General features: G+C 41.9%; 15 protein-coding genes. 9 read left to right on the forward strand and 6 right to left on the reverse strand.

All coding sequences use genetic code 11. The features are described 5' to 3' along the window. Positions 1 to 16 precede the first annotated feature (16 nt). Positions 17 to 529 carry a ferritin gene (locus KTO63_RS23750; RefSeq protein WP_217794473.1) on the reverse strand — a complete coding sequence of 171 codons (513 nt, stop codon included), beginning with the start codon at positions 527 to 529 and terminating at the stop codon, positions 17 to 19. A gap of 282 nt (positions 530 to 811) precedes the next feature. Here KTO63_RS23750 and KTO63_RS23755 point away from each other — a divergent pair, with 282 nt between their 5' ends. The 6 genes from KTO63_RS23755 to KTO63_RS23780 all read left to right on the forward strand — a co-directional run bounded on the left by KTO63_RS23755 (position 812) and on the right by KTO63_RS23780 (position 7482). After that, positions 812 to 1264, forward strand: coding sequence for a cupredoxin domain-containing protein (locus KTO63_RS23755; RefSeq protein WP_217794474.1), 453 nt, complete (start codon positions 812 to 814; stop codon positions 1262 to 1264). 7 nt (positions 1265 to 1271) lie between these two features. Then, positions 1272 to 2960 carry a cbb3-type cytochrome c oxidase subunit I gene (locus KTO63_RS23760; protein WP_217794475.1) on the forward strand — a complete coding sequence of 563 codons (1689 nt, stop codon included), beginning with the start codon at positions 1272 to 1274 and terminating at the stop codon, positions 2958 to 2960. Next, positions 2957 to 3610: an SCO family protein gene (locus KTO63_RS23765; protein WP_217794476.1), complete on the forward strand. Its 654-nt coding sequence runs from the start codon at positions 2957 to 2959 to the stop codon at positions 3608 to 3610. Before KTO63_RS23760 ends, KTO63_RS23765 begins: the two co-directional genes overlap by 4 nt. Further along, the gene (locus KTO63_RS23770) at positions 3603 to 4172 is read left to right on the forward strand and encodes a c-type cytochrome (RefSeq protein ID WP_217794477.1); all 570 of its coding nucleotides are present in this window, start codon (positions 3603 to 3605) and stop codon (positions 4170 to 4172) included. The genes KTO63_RS23765 and KTO63_RS23770 overlap by 8 nt, the downstream gene beginning before the upstream one ends. 177 nt (positions 4173 to 4349) lie before the next feature. Next, positions 4350 to 4742, forward strand: a complete 393-nt coding sequence (locus KTO63_RS23775) for a hypothetical protein (protein ID WP_217794478.1) — start codon at positions 4350 to 4352, stop codon at positions 4740 to 4742. A 400-nt stretch (positions 4743 to 5142) separates the two neighbouring features. Further along, positions 5143 to 7482 (forward strand): T9SS type A sorting domain-containing protein, encoded by a 2340-nt coding sequence (locus KTO63_RS23780; RefSeq protein ID WP_217794479.1) that lies wholly within the window; start codon positions 5143 to 5145, stop codon positions 7480 to 7482. A gap of 120 nt (positions 7483 to 7602) precedes the next feature. On the opposite strand, the gene mqnE is transcribed toward KTO63_RS23780, so the two are convergent. Further along, entirely contained in the window at positions 7603 to 8787 is a 1185-nt protein-coding gene (gene mqnE / locus KTO63_RS23785) for an aminofutalosine synthase MqnE (RefSeq protein WP_217794480.1), read from the reverse strand. A gap of 335 nt (positions 8788 to 9122) precedes the next feature. Here mqnE and KTO63_RS23790 point away from each other — a divergent pair, with 335 nt between their 5' ends. The 3 genes from KTO63_RS23790 to KTO63_RS23800 all read left to right on the forward strand — a co-directional run bounded on the left by KTO63_RS23790 (position 9123) and on the right by KTO63_RS23800 (position 12149). Continuing rightward, positions 9123 to 10385, forward strand: a complete 1263-nt coding sequence (locus KTO63_RS23790) for a nucleoside permease (protein WP_217794481.1) — start codon at positions 9123 to 9125, stop codon at positions 10383 to 10385. 219 nt (positions 10386 to 10604) lie between these two features. Further along, positions 10605 to 10940, forward strand: coding sequence for a DUF6686 family protein (locus KTO63_RS23795; protein ID WP_217794482.1), 336 nt, complete (start codon positions 10605 to 10607; stop codon positions 10938 to 10940). A gap of 336 nt (positions 10941 to 11276) precedes the next feature. Continuing rightward, a complete protein-coding gene (locus KTO63_RS23800; RefSeq protein ID WP_217794483.1) occupies positions 11277 to 12149 on the forward strand; it encodes a class I SAM-dependent methyltransferase in 873 nt (290 codons plus the stop codon). An 830-nt stretch (positions 12150 to 12979) separates the two neighbouring features. On the opposite strand, the gene KTO63_RS23805 is transcribed toward KTO63_RS23800, so the two are convergent. The 4 genes from KTO63_RS23805 to KTO63_RS23820 all read right to left on the reverse strand — a co-directional run bounded on the left by KTO63_RS23805 (position 12980) and on the right by KTO63_RS23820 (position 19675). After that, entirely contained in the window at positions 12980 to 13762 is a 783-nt protein-coding gene (locus KTO63_RS23805; protein ID WP_217794484.1) for a sulfite exporter TauE/SafE family protein, read from the reverse strand. 123 nt (positions 13763 to 13885) lie between these two features. Continuing rightward, positions 13886 to 15289: a TolC family protein gene (locus tag KTO63_RS23810; protein WP_232373315.1), complete on the reverse strand. Its 1404-nt coding sequence runs from the start codon at positions 15287 to 15289 to the stop codon at positions 13886 to 13888. Between the two features lie 132 nt (positions 15290 to 15421). Beyond that, positions 15422 to 18487 (reverse strand): efflux RND transporter permease subunit, encoded by a 3066-nt coding sequence (locus KTO63_RS23815; protein ID WP_217794485.1) that lies wholly within the window; start codon positions 18485 to 18487, stop codon positions 15422 to 15424. Positions 18488 to 18589: 102 nt separating this feature from the next. Then, positions 18590 to 19675: an efflux RND transporter periplasmic adaptor subunit gene (locus KTO63_RS23820; protein ID WP_232373316.1), complete on the reverse strand. Its 1086-nt coding sequence runs from the start codon at positions 19673 to 19675 to the stop codon at positions 18590 to 18592. Positions 19676 to 20007: the final 332 nt, after the last annotated feature.

Here is a 20007-nt window from a genome sequence, read left to right on the forward strand (position 1 = left end):
AATTATTAATTTTTCTCTACCGTTTCTTCCCCTCATTCCCTCTATGCAACATAATGTCTCTGTCGAAAAGGTAAATGCCGCCTTTGTCTTCTCCTACAAGAACCAGTTTGTCGTTTAGGGTTCTGGCAAGATGTTCTTCTTCAATTTGTTCGTTCACGTACCACTGCAGAAAGTTGTGCGTGGCATAATCTCTTTCATTAAGCGCCATGCCCACCAGCTCGTTAATATTTTCCGAAACAATGATCTCATGTTTTAAAAATTCTTCGAACACCCGTTGAAGAGAGAGGAAGGTAATGATCGGCTGCTCCAACGCGGGAACGATGGCAAAACCGCCACGCTCGTTAATGTAACGGATCAGTTTTAACATGTGCATTCTCTCTTCATCAGATTGCGTGTAAAAAAAGTTTGTAACGCCGTCAAGTCCGGGCTGGATCTCAGCCCAGCTGGCCATTGCCAGGTATGCCTGTGAGCTTTCGGCTTCCAGCTGTACCTGCCTGTTCAGGGCCTCTTGCATTGTTTTTGATAGCATGGGTTAATTTTTACTAAACAATATACTCAATTGTGTGCTTTTAGGGTTACGATATCCGTTAATCTTTTTTGGAAAAAACACAACAAATGGTGAACTGTTCAGGAAGTTTTTTGTTACACTCAATTATGTAATAAACACACTTATGGATTCCAATCAAGACTTTCCTGAGAAATTCGTCCCACGCGGCGCTGTTGCCTTCTTTTCATTGCTTGTCGCCCTGGGTCTCATCATTTGGTTTACTATATACTTTATCATGCTTTACCGCAGCTAAAACAATTTACTATGCTGGATAAATTCGAAAGAACAGTAATAGGAGTGGCGCTGCTGGTGTCTGCGCTATTTATATTTTGCCTTTTCTATGCCATGGGGGCAAAAAAGGGGAACGTTACCGAATGTCTTCCCTACGATAAATCGTACGAAGATGCCCGCGTGAGCCAGCTGGATAAAAATACTTACCAGGTTTTTTATGTTGCCCGCATGTGGAACTTTGAACCTTCAGTTGTGTACATCCCTGTAGGCAGTGAGGTTGACTTTTTTGTCACGTCAAAAGATGTGGTGCACGGCTTTGAAATCTCCGAGAAAAATGTAAACCTGATGGGCGTACAGGGTGCCGTGGCAAAAACAACGGTAAAGTTTGACAAGCCCGGCGTCTACAAAGTAACCTGTCACGAATTCTGCGGCACGGGCCACCAGAACATGCAGGCCGAAGTAATCGTTAACTATCCTTCAAAATAACCACAACATGCACTTAAGTAAACCCATAAGAAATATTATTCTCATCGAGCTTTTTGTACCCGTACTATTACTGACCATCGGCATTTACCACGGCCTGATGCAGGTTATTTACAGGGCAGGCGTTATTCACCAATCGTCATTTGCAAAACTTGATTATTACCAGGGGCTTACGCTGCATGGAGTTATCAATGCAATTGTGCTGACCACTTTTTTTGCAGTAGCATTTGGTCACGCCACCATTGCTTTTCATTTAAAAAAAGAACCCAATTATAGAGCATCCATGCTTTCGCTGTGCCTGATGGTTGGTGGAACTTTGATGGCCGCCTGGGCCATGTTGATGGGCAAGGCTTCCGTGTTGTATACGTTTTACGCGCCGCTAAAAGCACATCCGCTCTTTTACCTTGGAACAGCATTGCTCATAGTCGGTTCATGGGTAGCCTTCTTTGACTGGGTAAGCATTTATACAAAATGGAAAAAAGACAATACCGAAGTAAATACGCCACTCGCTGTTTTGGGCACGCTCATTAATTTCACCATATGGTTCGTTTGTACACTGGCCGTTGCATATGAAGTGCTCGTGCTGCTGATCCCCTGGTCGATGGGATGGACGCCAACCGTCAACGTTTCGCTCACAAGAACATTGTTCTGGTTCTTTGGGCACGCGCTGGTGTATTTCTGGTTACTGCCGGCTTACATCATGTTCTATACGATTTTACCAAAGTTAGCCGGAGGCAAATTATACTCTGAGCTTGCAGGTCGCATTGCATTCTTCCTCTTCCTGTTGTTGTCAATTCCTATTGGTGTGCACCACCAGTTTGGAGATCCTGCCATTGGCAGAGGAATTAAACTTACACAATCCATTCTCACATTTGGCGTGGCCGTTCCCAGTTTTATTACCGCGTTTACCATTGCTGCTTCGCTTGAATATGCAGGCAGGAAAAGAGGCGCAAAGGGTTTGTGGAATTGGGTTTGGAAACTGCCTTTCTTTGATAAGAATGTTTACTTGTTTGGTTATCTCATCAACGGCTTGATACTGTTTATATTCGGAGGATTAACGGGCATTGTGAATGCCTCTTATTCACTTAACAACGTTATTCACAACACTGCATGGATACCGGGGCATTTTCACCTGACCGTTGCCGGGCCTGTGTTCCTTGCAATATTGGGCATGTCCATTTTTATGACTTCTCAACTTACCGGCAAGAAAATTTTTCTGCCAAAGATCAATACCATTGTTCCTTATTTGTGGACAGTGGGCGTTCTGATCTTTTCTACAGGACTCATGTGGGGCGGCCTTTTGGGCGAACCTCGCAGAACAAATCTCGGTCTTACTTATCTCAATCCTGAGAGTGAATTGTACAATCCATATTGGGTAATTACAACCATGCTTGGTCTTGCCGGAGGTGGCATTATGTTCGCTGCAGGAGTTTTGTATTTCATTGTTTTCTTTGGCACTTTCCTAAGCAAACGTACCGCTGAGCCGGTTATTGATTTTCCCATCAGCGAAGTGTATCATACGGAGAAACGTATTCCCATATTCGACACTTTTCGTCCGTGGCTGGTAGCTATGGCGGTCATATTGTTTATGGCATATGTACCGGCCATTATGGATACGCTGAACAACAATGGTAAAAAGGCGCCGCCTTATTTGCCAACGGACCCTGCACCGGTAATATCAACGATTGAAAAGAAATGAATAAACTGTACCGGTATATATTGAGTTCATGGAAAGCCTTTGTGGTGCTGATTTTGGTGCTGCCGTTACTTGCTTATACCGTTGTGAACTGGTTGGAAAATAAGTACAGTCCGCTGCCATACAAAGGCATCGATGATAATTGGGTGAGTAAGAAAAATGCAGTCGTGCTAATGCCGTTTTCATTTATAGATCAACAACACAAAGTGTACAACTCTGATGCGATAAAAGGTAAGATCACGGTTGCGAATTTCTTTTTTTCATCTTGCCCAACGATATGTCCTGATATGTTCAGGCACATCAAAAAAGTGAGTAAAGCATATGTGAATGCAAGTGATGTAAAGTTCGTTTCTTTTACCGTAGACCCTGAGCACGACACGCCGGAAAGACTGGATGCCTACGGCAAATTGAACGACATAGATCCTGCACAGTGGAAGTTATTGACGGGGGATAAAAAAGATCTGTATCGCCTTGCACGAAAGGGTTTCTACATCACAGCGACAGAAGGGGATGGCGGGCCGGAAGATTTTATTCACAGTGATAGATTGGTGTTGATTGACAGAGATCAATTCATTCGTGGTTATTATGACGGAACGTCTGACAAAGACATTCAATTACTGATTAACGATATTAAAAAGCTGCAAAATGATTAACGCTTTAAAGTATTTCCCCGGCAAATATTTTGCAATACTAATGGTGATGGTTACATGTTTTTTGTTTCTTGCGAGGCAACATTCTTTTGCGCAAAATGTAAGTGCAGATGAAGGCAAAAAACTCTTCCAGGGTCGTTGTGCATCCTGCCATAATGTAAACAAAACTTTAACCGGCCCGGCACTGGCAAAAGTGGATGAACGCCATTCTATGCCCTGGATCATCAGCTTTGTAAAAGGCTCACAGGCCATGGTAAAAAGTGGCGACAAGGAGGCTCTCGATGTGTTTAACAAACACAACCAGATCGTTATGCCCGACCACCCGGATCTAAGTGATAACCAAATCGAAAGCATTGTGGCATACATAAAAACTGAGGCAAAAAATCCGGTGGCCGATGCGGCTCCTTTTGCCCGGCCAGGTAAAAAAGTACTGCACAGAATGCCCTTATCCATTTATAATTACCCGTTTATGATAGGCTATGTGGCGCTGATCCTTTTGATGATCGGCGTATTAATTTCACTTGTGAATATTAAAAGTTACGAAAGTCATGTGCATCCTGAATAACATTTATTAACTTAGTACAACCTATTGTTAAACCGGCCTGTTTAACCAAATTATCACATTTTAGTTTCTAGATTTACATACAACATTTACAACAACGATTAGCCGGCTATAGTCTCCTGTTTTATTTACCCGTACTGCATTGGAAACATATTCTCTGAATGTGAAAAATAATACACTATGACTATACAAATCAATGACAATCGCAGGTTGCACGATCTGCAACTCGAGTTCAGCAAGACCTTTCCATTTTTGAAAATTGAGTTTTTCAAGAAAAAACACAGTGACAGACAACTTTCAAAAACGCACCTGGTAGAAACAGGTAGCCAATGTGTCTGCGATGTACGCAAATCGCATGAAGAAGGTGTGCTGGAAATTACTTCGACCATGACAGTCGAACAATTTGAGTCTTCATTTGTAAAACAATTTAGTCTTCCTGTACAGGTGTTTCGCAAGGCAGGCAGACTTTGGAGAGAGACCACGTTAACAAGTATGTGGACACTTCATGAGCAAAATGAACATGGAAAGCAGATAAATAGGGCGAAGGATGAACGTCCAGAACTTTTTTGGTAGTCATTTGTAATATTTTAATACTAATTAGGCATTAAACCTTTCCAATTTATAGAGCATATCCTTTAACCTGGATATGCTTTTTTATGTGCCTGTGTGATCCATTGATTTGAGGTTGGGTAATATGTTGTTTCGGGGTTTTAAAATACCCATAGTGAAAATATTATAGTAACTAAACAATAACATTTACACGAAATGTCGTTTTTTTGCGCGATCATTACATGATTTGAGTCTTTTCTATTGATTTTTATTGTCTACCGGAGGATAAAATTAGAATACAAGTGTTTTGATGTAATTCAAAAAATTGTATTTTGTAACAGCTTCAAGTTTCCTAGTACAAAAACCAGGTTTTTCGCCTTATCCAGGTCCTGTGTGTCCCTATTAATGCTATAAAATTTTTGGTATGAGGAAACTATACATCTTACTTCTATGCTTACTTATCACATTACATTCCTCAACGCTGCTGGCCGCTAACATCACGTGGACAGGAAGCACAGGTGGAGACTGGAACGATCCGTCCAATTGGTCAACTGCAACTGTTCCGGGAGCGGGAGACAATGTGACGTTTAACAGTAGCGTAACTGTGACAATGGATGATCTGACTATCGGTATCGCATCACTGAAGGTGACTGGCAACAGCAATGTAATTTTCACTTCCGCAGGCATCACTGAGTTTACTGTTTCTGCAGCTACAAATGCTTTGGCGATAGACAATGGTTCTTCGCTCAAAACATTTACCAGCGGCACTGTAGATGACGATTTTGGTATTCATTTGAGTCTTCTGACCGGATCTTCGGGAGTTATTAATGGAACTTTTACAATGGAAGCCAATGATGATCCTTACCTGGGATGGGGATCAAGTTTGACAATAAATACCGGTGCAACACTAGCAGTAAACGGTACCCTGACAATGAATCCGCATGCGGGTGTTATTGAGTCGACAACTGCCAATTTGATTTTTAACACGGGCTCCAATTATATTCACAACATGGACGCGGGAATAATTCCTTCTGCCACTTGGGATGCCGCTTCTACTTTGCAGCTGACAGGCTTAATATACAGGGTGCCTGATTTTGGAAGCGCCGCGTTGTCTCTGGGAAATGTTATTATAAACACACCCAATGTTTCGTCTCTTAATCAGTTCATATTTTCTCTGAATTTGCCCAACACGACAGTGATAAAGGGAAATTTAAGCGTCGTTAATTTCAACAATCTGACATTGGTTTTACTTACAGACGTTACCGGTGTTCCCGGTTTAGTTACGGTAAATAAAAATTTTGTACTTAGCTCGAATTCTGCAGTACAGTTGGCATATTCAGGCTTCTCTTATGAAAATAATGACTATACGCTGCAGGTAAATGGCGATTATATACAGTCTGCCGGCGCTTTTTCTTTGCAGGGAAATAATAGTGTGACGGGTACCAGCAAACTAGCAATCAAGGGTAATTTTGTTCAAACGGGTGGGCAGTTTACGAGCAGCAGTACTGCGACCAGTGCTACAGATAATTTATTCATTGTTGAGTTTAACGGAAATGCTGCGCAAACTATTTCCAGCTCTGCCAACACCATTGACAATGCCGCTAACATGGTGGCGCTACGCATTAATAATACATCAGGCGGAGTAAGTTTGTCGAGTGCATTAAATGTAGGACGACTTGATTTGCAATCCGGTGTTCTTTCGACAAATGTTGCAAACTCCCTCATCATTAACAGTACAAACAATACACAGGGTGTTACCAATGCTTCTTCTGCCAGCTACATTGCCGGTCCAGTTACGAGAAGGACAAATTCTACTGCTGCATACCTGTTTCCAACCGGACAGAACGGTTTCTACAGGCCCATTGAAATTATTCCAAACTCAGCAACGCCCTCTACATATACAGCAACTTATTTCAGAGCAGCAAATGGTTCTCCTGTTGCCAGCCCACTTACAAAAATTGCCGTTACCGGATATTGGGGCGTAGGAAGAATTTCCGGAAGCGATGCAGTTGTGCAGCTTGCCCTGAGCGGAGAGGCTGTTCCGGGTTCGGCAGCTAATAGCGTGTTGGTGGTTGCCGGTTACAATGGAACACAATGGAGCAGTTTGCTGGGTTCAAACGGTACGTCCATTTCTCCGGGTAATGCCGTAAATGGAACAGCAAAATCTGACATACAAAGCAATTTCAACTTATTTACATTCGGCGTTGTCGGAGGCGATCCGTTGCCAATCATACTGCTTGATTTCACCGCTACAAAATCCGGTTCTTCTGCTAACCTGAAATGGAAAGTTGATCCGGTTGATATACCTCAATCAGTTGAAATCCTGAAATCCACCAATGGTCGCGACTTTGCAAAAGTGGGCACTGTTGCCGGTGTTGACAACGTTACCACTTATAGCTATACAGATCCTTTAAGCGATGGCAACAACTATTATCGTTTGCGCATGATCGATAAAGATGGTTCTGTAGTGTACAGTAAAGTGGCTGCGATTATTAACCAGGCAAATGGATTTGCGATCACCGGTTTTGCTCCAACCCTGGTTACAAGAAACGTGAAACTGAATGTTAGTGCCGGTTCTGGTGGTACAATGGATCTGTACATCACCGATATGTCCGGAAAAATATGGCGCAAATTAGGCGTTCAGCTTTCAACCGGCAATAATGAACAGCAGCTTGATCTGTCTGACCTAAGTGCCGGCGTGTACCAGGTATTCGGTTATATGAACGGCGAGAAGACAGGTGTGATAAGGTTTGTAAAGCAGTAGGGAAGTGAAAAGTAAAAAGTTAAAAATCCAGGCACTCTAAGTAAGATTAGAGTGCTAATAAATCAAAAGGGAGTTCGATGTATTTCGAACTCCCTTTTTGATTTTTTACTTTTGAATTTATTAGTTCAGCAGCGGATTCACCTCGATCTCTTTCAAATCAATATCAGAATAATCCCTGATCTCGTTGTACAAAGTGTCTCTTTCAACAGGTTGACGTTTTACCTGTTTGATCAATGCTACCATTTCAGCAGTACTCATTACAGGCGTTTGTTCTTCGCTTCCTGCCATTGAGTAGATCTTTGTAGAATCATCAATGGTGCCGTCGATATCGTTTACACCGAACGCAAGCGACAATTGGGCGTTTTTGCGGCCCAGCATTGGCCAATAAGCTTTCAGGTGAGGGAAGTTGTCCATGTATAACCTGGCAATCGCGTAAAGCCTCATATCTTCCGTTACGGAGCTTTCCGGTACATTGCTCATATCATTTTGTTTGTTGCGGAACTTCAGCGGAATGAATGTATTGAATCCGCCTGTTTTGTCCTGCAGACTGCGCAATCTTTCCATATGATCAATGCGGTGATGGAATTTTTCAATATGGCCATACAGCATTGTCGCATTGGAATGCATGCCTAGTTTGTGTGCCGCTTCATGAATGGCCAGCCAGCCAGCCGCATCCACTTTGTCTTCACAGATCTGTGTGCGGATCTCTGGTGCAAATATTTCTGCGCCCCCGCCCGGCAATGATTGCAGGCCCGCTTCGTGCAGGAACTTCATGCCTTCCTCTATTGTCATTTTTGCCTTGCGGAACATGTAATCAAGCTCTACCGCTGTAAAACCTTTTACGTGAAGGTCCGGGCGATGTGCCTTGATTTTTTGCAGAAGATCTGCGAAGAAGTTTAGATTCAGTTTTGGATGAACACCACCAACGATGTGCACTTCCGTAACCGGTTTGCCATCGTATTTTTTAACGATGTTCAGCATGTCATCAGTCGTCAGTTCCCAGCCTTCTTCACGATGTGCATACAAGCGTGAGTAGGAGCAGAACTTGCATGAAAACACGCAAACGTTCGTGGGTTCAATATGAAAGTTGCGGTTGAAATATGTTTTGTTGCCATGAAGTCTTTCGCGAACATGATTCGCCAAAGCGCCCACGAAAGGCAGGCTTCCTTTTTCAAAAAGTAAAACACCTTCTTCCTCGGTTATTCTTTCTTTATGGATAATTTTCTCACCAATGCTTCGAAGTGCCTTTTCTTTTTCTGCTTCTATAATCTTTTCTATAGAAATTGTTGAGTCTGTAATAATCATCTTGTAAAGCTTTTTCTGGGGCGAAATTAAGGCATTTAAGTGAATGGTGTTAGGTAGGTTACAGGGAGCAGCAGGTCGTGGGTGTGAGATTTTTATTACCACTAAGGCACTAAGGGCACAAGTTTCACTAAGAGTTGATCTAATTTCAGGTACTCCTTAGTGCGGCTAAGTGTCCTTAGTGCCTTAGTGGTAAATCTTGCCCACCGACACTATTGTATGTTCAATTTTCATAATGTGCGATACACGTTCAAACCAACCCAAAGGACGCTGTGTCTTTTTTTTGCCATTTCCCATTATTTACTATCTTGACCCCTTTATTCTATCAAACTGCATACATGAGTATTAAGTTCCGCCTCACAATAATGAGTTTCCTGCAATTTTTTGTTTGGGGTTCATGGCTAATTACCATCGGCAATTATTGGTTCAGCACAAAGGGATGGGATGGGGGAAAATTTGGAGTTATTTTTTCGACAATGGGAATAGCTTCGTTGTTTATGCCCGCACTGATGGGAATGGTGGCGGATCGTTGGGTAAATGCTGAAAAACTGTATGGTTTCCTGCATATTTTAAGTGGTGTTTCCTTGTGCCTGATCCCTCAGATCAATGACCCTTCCCAGTTTTTCTGGGGAATTTTGCTGGCGATGATATTTTATATGCCCACCATCGCACTTGCCAATTCTATCGCTTACACCGGTTTAAAGAATAATCGTTTTGATGTTGTTATTGATTTTCCGCCAATCAGGGTTTTCGGCACCATCGGCTTTATTGCTGCGATGTGGACCACCAACCTTAGCGGAAATAAAGCTTCGGCCAATCAATTTTACATAGCAGCGATCGCTTCATTTATATTGGGCCTGTATTCATTTACGCTGCCGGCTTGTCCTCCATTGGGCAAGCAAACAAGCAAAAAGAGCTGGAGCCAGGTATTGGGCTTCGATGCCCTTCACTTATTTAAGGATAAGAAGATGGCCCTGTTCTTTATTTTCTCCATGTTCTTAGGTGCTGCATTGCAACTGACGAACGCTTATGGAGATGTTTTCCTGGGAGAGTTTAGTAAAGTGCCTGAATATGCCAATTCGTTTGTGGTAAAGCGGTCGACCATCATCATGTCTATTTCGCAATTTTCCGAAACAGCTTTCATTCTTGCTATTCCATTTTTCCTAAGGCGCTTTGGTATTAAGAATGTGATGCTCATAAGCATGCTGGCATGGGTTTTCAGGTTCGGACTGTTTGCATATGGCGATCCATCTCCTGTAGGAGTGAGTCTTATAATTTTGTCATGCATCGTGTATGGAATGGCGTTCGACTTCTTCAATGTTTCCGGTTCACTGTTTGTGGAAACTTCTACCACGCCCGATATAAGGTCAAGCGCACAAGGCATATTCATGATGATGACGAATGGAGTAGGAGCCGTTGCTGGAAGTACTATTAGCGGATTCATTATACAAGAATACTACACCGCAGCAGACGGAAAAACCAAGGACTGGCATGGCATCTGGATGGCATTCGCAATCTACGCATTAATCGTTGCGATTTTATTCGCCGTATTTTTCAAACATAAACATGAGGTGAGTGAAGTGGTGGCAGTGAGACACTAGGTAATTAATAATTAATAAATAATAATTAATAGGGCATCATTCGTTTATTCGATGATGCTCTATTTTTTTACCGTTCATGAGTATCGATTTTCTTTGAGTAACTGTTCTATCAATTCTTAATTATTAATTATTAATTTTTCTCTTCTCGCAAACCGAATTCCCTAATGTATAACCACACATCCCTCAACCTTTCCTTCATTTGCACTATAAATTTTCAATATGTGCAATTTCAAAACATGGCATTTTGATGATCACGGATGCATATTGCAATGCAAAGCTTGCAACACTTACCAGGTAACGTTTGGAACAACGATGCTTACTCTTGACAGGAATAATTTTGAAGCTTTTATTACGTTGGTAATGGCTCGTTGCGAAACCCTTATTCCTATAGATGATAAGTTGAAATATATTGTTCTTCCCACGCCAAGTAATATTGTCCACGTCGTTTTGACTGAAAAAGAATTGATACATCTACATTGTATGTTGCAGAGCGCAGATACTGAAATCAAGTCGCAGCAAATGCTGGCACTCTTTGATGACAAGGGTTTGGCATGATAAATTGAATTTGTTAAAATCAGGCAGACAACGTTAAGTTAACTACTCATTAATACGGAGTGGTATAAGGATTGATAAATTTGCAGGAGCAAAAACGAAATCATCTCTTATAAATATTTAAGTCCAGGTAAGTGTCAGACTTGCTTTATTAAATGAATGTCTGATAACGCCTGGCACCAATTTCAATTAATAATTAATAATTAGTAATTAATGGTGTCGCATCAAAATCATAATCAATTTTCAAGAATGTTCGGCAACAGACGACCCTGGCAATAAATGAATGATGCGTTATTAATTTTTAATTATTAATTATTAATTTTCCCGAAACCTTTTCACATGAAGGCGACTGCTGCCAGTAAAACCGCGCAATACATGGCTTTGTTTAGAGCACTGGAAACAAGGCGACCAAAACATAAGCGACTTTTTACAGATTCATTTGCTGTTTCTTTTCTTGATAAGAATTTGCAGCTTGCGACAAAGTTGACAGCATTGCCTTTTGGTGAGAAGCTGGTTCAAAGAATTATCTACAACAAAATTCCAGGTGCTTTTTCTTCTGGCATTGCTCGCACAAAATATATTGATGACCTGTTGGAGACGTCTGTAAAGGCAGGAGTGAGGCAGGTTATTATTTTAGGTGCCGGTTTTGACACGAGGGCATTGCGGTTGCCATTTTTGCAAAATATTCCTGTCATAGAAATTGATCATCCGAACACCAGCCGTATGAAGATGAATAAGGTGCAAGAGCGGTTGGGAAAATTACCTGCACATGTTCGCTATTTCCAAATTGACTTTAACCAGCAAAGTATTCATGATTTGGCTGCTCAGCAAAATATAAACTTCTCTATACCGACGACAATCATTTGGGAAGGTGTTACCAATTATTTATCTGCTGAAGCTGTTGACACAACTTTCGCTTTTGTAAGAAAGTTTACGGCAGGTTCTTATGTCATCTTTACATACGTTCACAAAGGGGTGTTGGATAAGCCTTCAAATTTTTATGGAGCAGAAAAATTGTTAAGCGATCTTGATGCCCTGGAAGAAAAGTGGACGTTTGGTTTTTATCCGCAAGAATTACAAGACTACCTTTCTCAATTTAACATACAACTTCTCGAAGACGCCGGCGCAGCCGAATACCGCGCAAAGTACATGCCCGAGAGAAATGAAAAAGGGTATGAGTTTTATAGAGTGGCGTTAGGAGTGATTGGATAACTGAATAACTGAATAATTGAATAACTGAATAATTGAATCATTGAGTAGTTGAAGCAGTTCTTGTCTTTGAGCTGCCTGATAAACAACAACAACACGCCATCGTCATTGCGAGGCGGCCGAGAATGATTACAAAAATATAGAATGAAACTTCGATAATCCGGGATCGGCGAAGCAATCTCCAGCGCCTTCGAGATTGCTTCGCCCGTTCGTAAATGTTGTACTTTGACTATTGTATTCGGTGTGCTTTCTCCGCAGGGGCTCGCAATGACGATGCTGTCTGTTTTACAAGATTGTTGCAGATGAATTAATCAGTCATTCAATGATTCAGCAACTCAAGCATTTGAAATAAAAAAAGCCATTCGTTAGAATAGCTTCTTTTAAGAATTTAGGTAATATAGTAAAGTTGAATTAATCTTCGTACTGTTAGGATCGGATATATTACCTGGTTTTCAACAAGGATGGGTGGATGTTCATTTCATAAAAAAGGTTGTAACGGTTGGTTTGTTCTTTGGACATGGACTCGGTTCTTTGGACTAATGGACTAAAGGTTTTTTCTATTTGGATATTGTAATTTGACGATGCAAATATGTTTAAACTTTCAACGCAATGTTCAATTATTGTATTACGTCTTTGTTAACTAAGGAGAAGGTTTGAAGACAGTCTAACTGTTTTGTATAGGTTAAATTAACTATTTAAACGGGATAAACAAATTTTATTAAAGAAAATTGTTATGTTATAAGTGTAAACCCTTAGAGTAGTGACTGAATAACTGAATAAACTGAATAACTGAATTCTATAGGCCAGATTGTTTCACAGGTTCAGTTATTCAGTTATTCAGTCCATTCAGTCATTAAAATCTTCGCCACGTCCCATGCAAAGCGTATAATCATCCCTGTTACAACTATTAAAAAAACGATTCTTATAAAACGGTTGCCTTTCAGTAGGGCGAGCCTTGCCCCAAGGAAGGAGCCGCATACATTGAATACCGCCATGGGAATTGCATAATGATACAAGATATGCCCGGTGCTACCGAAGTAAATGATCGAAGCAACATTGGTAGCGAGGTTAGTGATTTTTGCATAGGCGCTCGCATGAAGAAAGTCTTGTCCCAACACACCTACGAATACCAAAATAAGAAAGCTGCCTGTTCCCGGTCCTATAAAGCCATCATAGAAACCCAGCAAAAGACCAAACGAGATTCCGTAAGCCAATGCATTTTTCGTTTCTATAAGTTCGTGCTCCCTCTGTCCGAATTTTTTATTGCTGTAAGTATAGATTGCAACTCCAATCAATAGTATTAAAATTACGGGCTTGAAAATGGCGTTGCTGAGTTTGCTAGCCAATGAAGAACCCAATAGTGCAGCAAAAAAAGCACATATGGAAACGCCGGTTAATAATCGCTTATCAAGCTTTACTCTTTTAGCATATTGCCATGCCGCAATGCTGGTACCCGAAAAGGATGGGATTTTTATAGTCCCTAATAAAGTGGCAACGGGGTAGTGTGGTAAAATGATCAACGTTGCGGGCGTTTGTACGAGCCCACCTCCGCCTACAATGGCATCGATAAAACCGGCTGCAAATGCTGCACAGCAAAGGAGGATGAGTTCATTCATGCAACTAGTTGAGAGTTGAGAATGGAGAGTTGAGAATTAGTTGAAAGTTGAAAAATAATCTTTTATAATTGAATTCCAAATTAGTTGATAACTCTCCATTCTCAACTCTCAACTCTCCATTAATTAAGGTTTCAGCTGACTGCTGACTCTCTTCAATTCAATCTCCGATGATTTTGCAGAAAAACTTAGATTGATGAGGCTATAGCCGGCAAGTTCAAAACTTTGTTGGGCTGTTCTCACATCAATGATGGTGGCCTGGTGCAATTGAAATTTCTGAAGTATCAGGTCAACCAGTTGTTTTGATAACTCGTAGTTTTTTCTTTGCGTTTCCAGTTGCTTTAATGTAGTGGTATATGCCTGGTACGTTTTAATGATGTTGGCAGAATAATCTCTTACGATAATGTCTTTGCTGAGTTCTGCAGAGTTCACATTTACTTCGGCTATTTTTTGTTGTCGCTTAAAGATGGATCCATTGTAAATTGGAACGCCAACCCCTACACCTATCGTTGGGCCATAGCTGTTGTTCAAACGTGTATCACCGGCTGCGCTGCTGTTGTAGACAAAGCTATAACCACCATTCAAACGAAGGGAAGGATAGCGTTGTGCTGCAGTTTCTTTTACAATAAACTGATTGATGCGAACCTGGTCTTCCGCTGCACGCAAGTCAGGGTTGTTCGGGAGGTTGTCCAATATTGTTCCCAATACAAGTGAGTGGTCCACTAAGATTGTATCTGAAATGGTAATAACGGAATCCGCTCTCAAAGTAAGTAAACGCAACAACTCTGTTTTAGACTGATCGATTGCCAGCTGTTGCGACTGATGCGATTGTATAAGCGTGTTATAATCTACCTGTGCCTGGAAGAGATCTGCATTGTTCGCCATTCCAACTGCCTGTTGGGTTTTAACGATGTCTAGCTTTTGCTGGGACACGATAAGCGATTGGTCGATCGTTTTTATATAATTCTGTTGACGGATCACATCATAGTATGCTGTCATCACGGACGCGATAATGTTTTGAACCTGCGAATTCAATTGCTCCTTGCTTTGATTGAGCAATTCGTTAAGTCTTTTCTTAGTTGTCACCACACGCATTCCGTTGAATAACAAATAGCTTGCCTGTACGTTACCACTAAGGTTATTGGTAGCAACACCGCGCTTTTGAACGTTACGGTCTGCATCTGCATACTTTTGGTTGATGTTGGAAAGTTGTTCCGCATCTGTTGCAGTGCCCGATACAACCGGCAATCCACCGGCAATACCTATAAAGTTATTGATGTCGTTAACGGTCACATTATTTTTAGCGAGCTGTATGTCCAGACTGTTTTTTAGCGCAATGTTTACCGCATCATCCAATGTAAGGGTTTGGGCAAACGAATAGCTGGAAATGAAAAGGGTGCATGCAACTACGGCTCCTTTTTTTATAAAAGAATTAGTTGAGAAGCTTAAGCAAATGCGCTGCATCAACTTACTACCGTAGAAGTGTGCGACGCAACCAATGATCAATAGAATTACTGCTGCTGACATCATAATTTAAAACAAATATTTAACGATGGTTCGTTTGCGATAATATTAATCGACTTCGCGATATGCGAAGAGGGCGAATGCGATTCTCCCCTACGAACCATTTTCAATTTTCAACTTTCAATTCTCAATTTTCAATTACTCATTAATCTGCGTCACGTGCGCTTTGTGCTTGCCTGACAAATACGTGTACACCGCCGGGATTACCAGCAACGTCAATATCAGGGAGAACAAAATACCGCCTACTACCACAATACCCAAAGGAATACGGCTGGTAGAAGCTGCTCCAAGGCTCATCGCAATTGGCAACGCACCAAGCGATGTGGCAAGGCTCGTCATCAGGATAGGTCTCAACCTTTGCTGTGCCGCCTCAACTACTGCTTCGAATTTTGGAAGGCCGAGTGCTCTTTTCTGGTTGGCAAACTCAACGATCAGGATACCGTTTTTGGTAACAAGACCGACGAGCATGATCATACCGATCTCAGAGAATATGTTGAGCGTTTGGTGGAATATCCATAAGCTTAGAAATGCTCCTGCAAACGCCATGGGTACTGTAAGCATGATGCCCAGCGGATCTATAAAGCTTTCGAACTGTGCCGATAATACAAGATAGATCAATATCAGAGCAAGGCCAAGCGCAAACAAAATATTGGAAGAGCTTTCTGCATAGTCACGTGATGATCCGCTCAATGCCGTTTGGAAGGTAGGGTCCAGTACTTTGGCCGCGATGGAATCCATTGCTTTAATACCATCACCAATGGTTCTGCCTTCGGACAATGAAGCGGAAATAGTAGCCGCCTTGTACCTGTTGAAGTGATACAGGGTAGAAGGGTTGGTACTTTCTTCCATGTGCACCACCGCATCCAACGGAATGTTTTGACCACTGGCATTTTTTACATACAGGTTAGAAATGTCAATCGGTTTGTTCCGGTCCTTTCTGTCCACTTGTGCGATTACCTGGTACTGGTAACCATTCATGATAAAATATGCCAAACGGCCGCCACTAAAAGCAGATTGCATAGCGGAAATAACATCTTGTGTAGAAAGACCAAGATCTTTTACTTTCATTCGATCCACTGTGATCTGCAATTCTGGTTTATTGAACTTCAGGTTCACATCCACGTTGGAGAAAGTTTTGTCTTTTCTCGCTTCATCGAGGAACTTCGGAATGGCATCTTTCAGTTTGCCCAAATCCTGGTTCTGCAATACAAACTGCACAGGCAAACTTGTTCTTGAACCCGAACCTACGGAAATCGTTTGCTCCTGTATGGCGAATATTCTCGCATCATTAAAGCGTGACAATTTCTTTTGCAGGTCAAGGGCAATTTCGTTCTGGCTTCGTTTACGATCGCGTGGATCAACAAGGCCAATACGAGGCTGTGACGTGTTCACACTCGTTCCCGCCGGAGTTCTTGCGAAAACGAAATCTCTTTCCGGAACTGAGTCGTATAAATAATTTGCGATCTTATCAGTTACGTCATTCATGGCGCCGAAGCTCATTCCCTCAGCACCGGTGGCTGTGAAACGAATGCTGCTTCTATCTTCCAGCGGCGCAATTTCACTTTGAAGATTCATGTAAACGAAAACGATGATCCCAACGCAAACCACAATGATCACCCATGCCATCCATCTTATTTTAAGAAAGCCTTCGAGTATGCGTCTGTAGCCATTTTCCATGCCGGTAAAGAATGGCTCCGTAGCTAAATAGAATTTGCCGTGCGAACTATTTTTACGAGTCAGGTAAACGTTCAGTACAGGCGTGATCGTAAGCGATACAAAAGCCGAGATCAATACCGCTGCGGCCAATACCACACCAAATTCACGGAACAATCTACCAACAAAGCCTTGCAGGAATATCACCGGCAGGAACACCACCGCCAATGTGATTGAAGTGGAGATAACCGCAAAGAAAATTTCTTTACTGCCTTCCAATGCTGCTTTGCGTATAGGCATGCCTTCTTCCAGTTTACGGAAAATGTTTTCCGTTACAACGATACCGTCATCCACCACAAGACCCGTTGCCAGTACAATACCCAGCATGGTGAGGATGTTGATGGAGAAGCCCGCGATATACATGATGAAGAAAGTAGCAACAAGTGAAATAGGAATGTCGATCAACGGCCTGATGGCAATTAACCAGTTGCGGAAGAAGAAGAAGATTACCAACACCACCAATGCAAACGCGATGATCAAAGTTTCTTCAACTTCGCTTAACGAGTTACGGATGTTCTGTGTATTATCGATCAGCACACTTACTTCAATGCCTGATTTGTTTTCTTTTTTAATTTCATCCAGGCGTTTGTATACCTCATCTGCAATGGCAATGTTGTTGGCGCCCGGTTGTGGAATGACGGCCAGGCCAACAGCGTTTACACCATTGTATTTCCAGCTTTGTTCCAATGATTCAGGACCAAGTTCCACTCTTGATACATCGCTCAATCTTATGATGCCGCTTGAGTCTTCACGGATCAACAGATCGCGGAACTGTTGCTCAGATGTAAGGCGACCCAATGTGCGGATAGTAAGCTCTGTATTGTTACCATAAATTTTTCCGGGAGGAAGTTCTACGTTTTCACTGTTCAGAGCTGTTTTAATATCACTAAATGAAACATTGAATGCGCTCATTTTATCTGGATTCAGCCAAATGCGCATGGCATAGCGCTTCTGCCCAAAGATGCCCACGGAGCTTACATCATTCACGGTTTGCAATTGTTGCTGCAAAACGTTTTCTGCATAATCGCTCAACTCCATCAATCCTTTGGTGCGGCTTTGCACTGCAAGGATCAGGATTGGGTCGCTGTTCGCATCAGCTTTCGCCACAACAGGAGGTGCATCAATATCCAGTGGTAAACTACGTTGCGCCTGGCTCACTTTATCACGCACGTCACTCGCTGCTGCTTCAAGTTCCACACCAAGGTTAAACTCAACGGTGATCTGGCTGGAACCCAATGAGCTTGATGAAGTGATGGTACGAATGCCGGGGATACCATTGATCTGTTTTTCCAACGGTTCTGTGATCTGGCTCTCAATGATATCAGGGTTGGCACCTGTATAGGAAGTCGTAACAGTAATAATCGGTGGATCAATTGCAGGGTAGTCCCTTACAGCCAGGAAATTGAACCCCACTATACCAAACAAGATAATTGCAAGGTTCATCACCGTAGCAAATACCGGCCGCTTTAACGATAACTCAGATATGTTCATGAAGCTGGTTGAAATTGAAAATTGAAAGTTGAAAATTGAAAGTTGGACATTGACGTGAATTGTACACTATCTAATTCCTAAGTTCTAATTCCTGATTCCTGGTTACTGAGTGGCTACCAATTGATCAAGCGTTTTCACACTGCGCACATGCACAGGAGATTTTGGTCTGGCAAACAGCACACCCGTTACCACCACAGAATCGCCCGGATTTACTCCTTTTGTTATTTCTACATTGCTGGCCTCTCTGTCGCCGGTTTCAATGTTTACGAAGCTCGCATGCCCGTTTTTCACCAACACCAGTTGTTTGTTTTTGTCGTCTGGTATAATGCAGTTCGTAGGTACCATGATTGCTTTTTTATCGGTGCCTGCATTGATGTATACCTTCACGAATGCACCTGGATTTGGCTTGCCGTTTTGCAATACAGTTCTCACTTTAAGATTTCTTGTTGCGGCTGTTACCTGCGGTTCGATTGCAATGATGGTTGCTTTTAAATCGCTTTGTTCGTTTTCATCAACCTTTACACGAACTGTGCCTCCCATCTTAATGATGGTATTATAATTTTCGGGAAGGGTGAAATCAATTTTAATTTTATCCAGTTGCTGAATAGTTGCGATGATATTTGTAGAAGAAACGTAAGCACCCGGGCTCACCTGGCGCAAGCCAACAATACCGCTGAATGGCGCTTTAATAACTGTTTTGTCGATCAGTGCCTGATAGTATGCGATGTCGGCTTTGTAACCATTCATTTGATTCAGGGCCACGTCATAATCGCTTTGGTTGAGGCCATTAACCGCCAGTAATTGTTTGTAGCGATCAACAGTTTTTTCGGCGAGGTCCAGTTGTACCTTGCTTTTTGCGATCTGTGCCTGCAGGTCTGCATCGTTGATGCGGGCGATCACCGTTCCTTTGTTCACAAATTTTCCTTCGGGTACATTGAGGTAGATTAGCCGGCCTGTAACTTCCGGTCTCAGTTCAACATATTCATTAGCAACAACGGTTCCGTTTGCCTCTACAATATTGCTAATGCTTTGTGGCGCAGCAACAATAATATCAACCACGGCAGGGCCGGCTGATTTTTGCCTGTCTTTGGTGGCAGCTTCCTGCTTTTTATCCTTGCAGGCAACAACCATGAAAGTGGAAAAAGTGATGAAACAGAAGAAATGTAATTTTTTTGGTAGCAAATACATTGACTGGGATTTATAAAATATTTCGTTGAAAAATATCGGTGCCGGGTAAAAAGGAAAAAATAAAAAGTAAAAAGTGAAAAGGAGGTACTTAAAAGAAAAAATTTCAAGATCATTCTATGCTGCGATTTTCTGCATATTTACATTTTCCAAAACAGGCAAAAGCCCGCAACGCCTTTTCTAATTTTTCCTTTTTTCTTTTAATTTTTTCTTTAACCCTTTGACGTCATCCGGTAAAAAAACTTTCCGGTTTTTCCGGATGAGGCCAAATATAAAAAGTTTTACTCCTTTAACGGTTGAACATTAGGATGAACGGAAATTATACCCAAGATCAT

Source organism: Pinibacter aurantiacus, from assembly GCF_019130065.1.
In the GTDB taxonomy this organism is placed as follows: domain Bacteria; phylum Bacteroidota; class Bacteroidia; order Chitinophagales; family Chitinophagaceae; genus Pinibacter; species Pinibacter aurantiacus.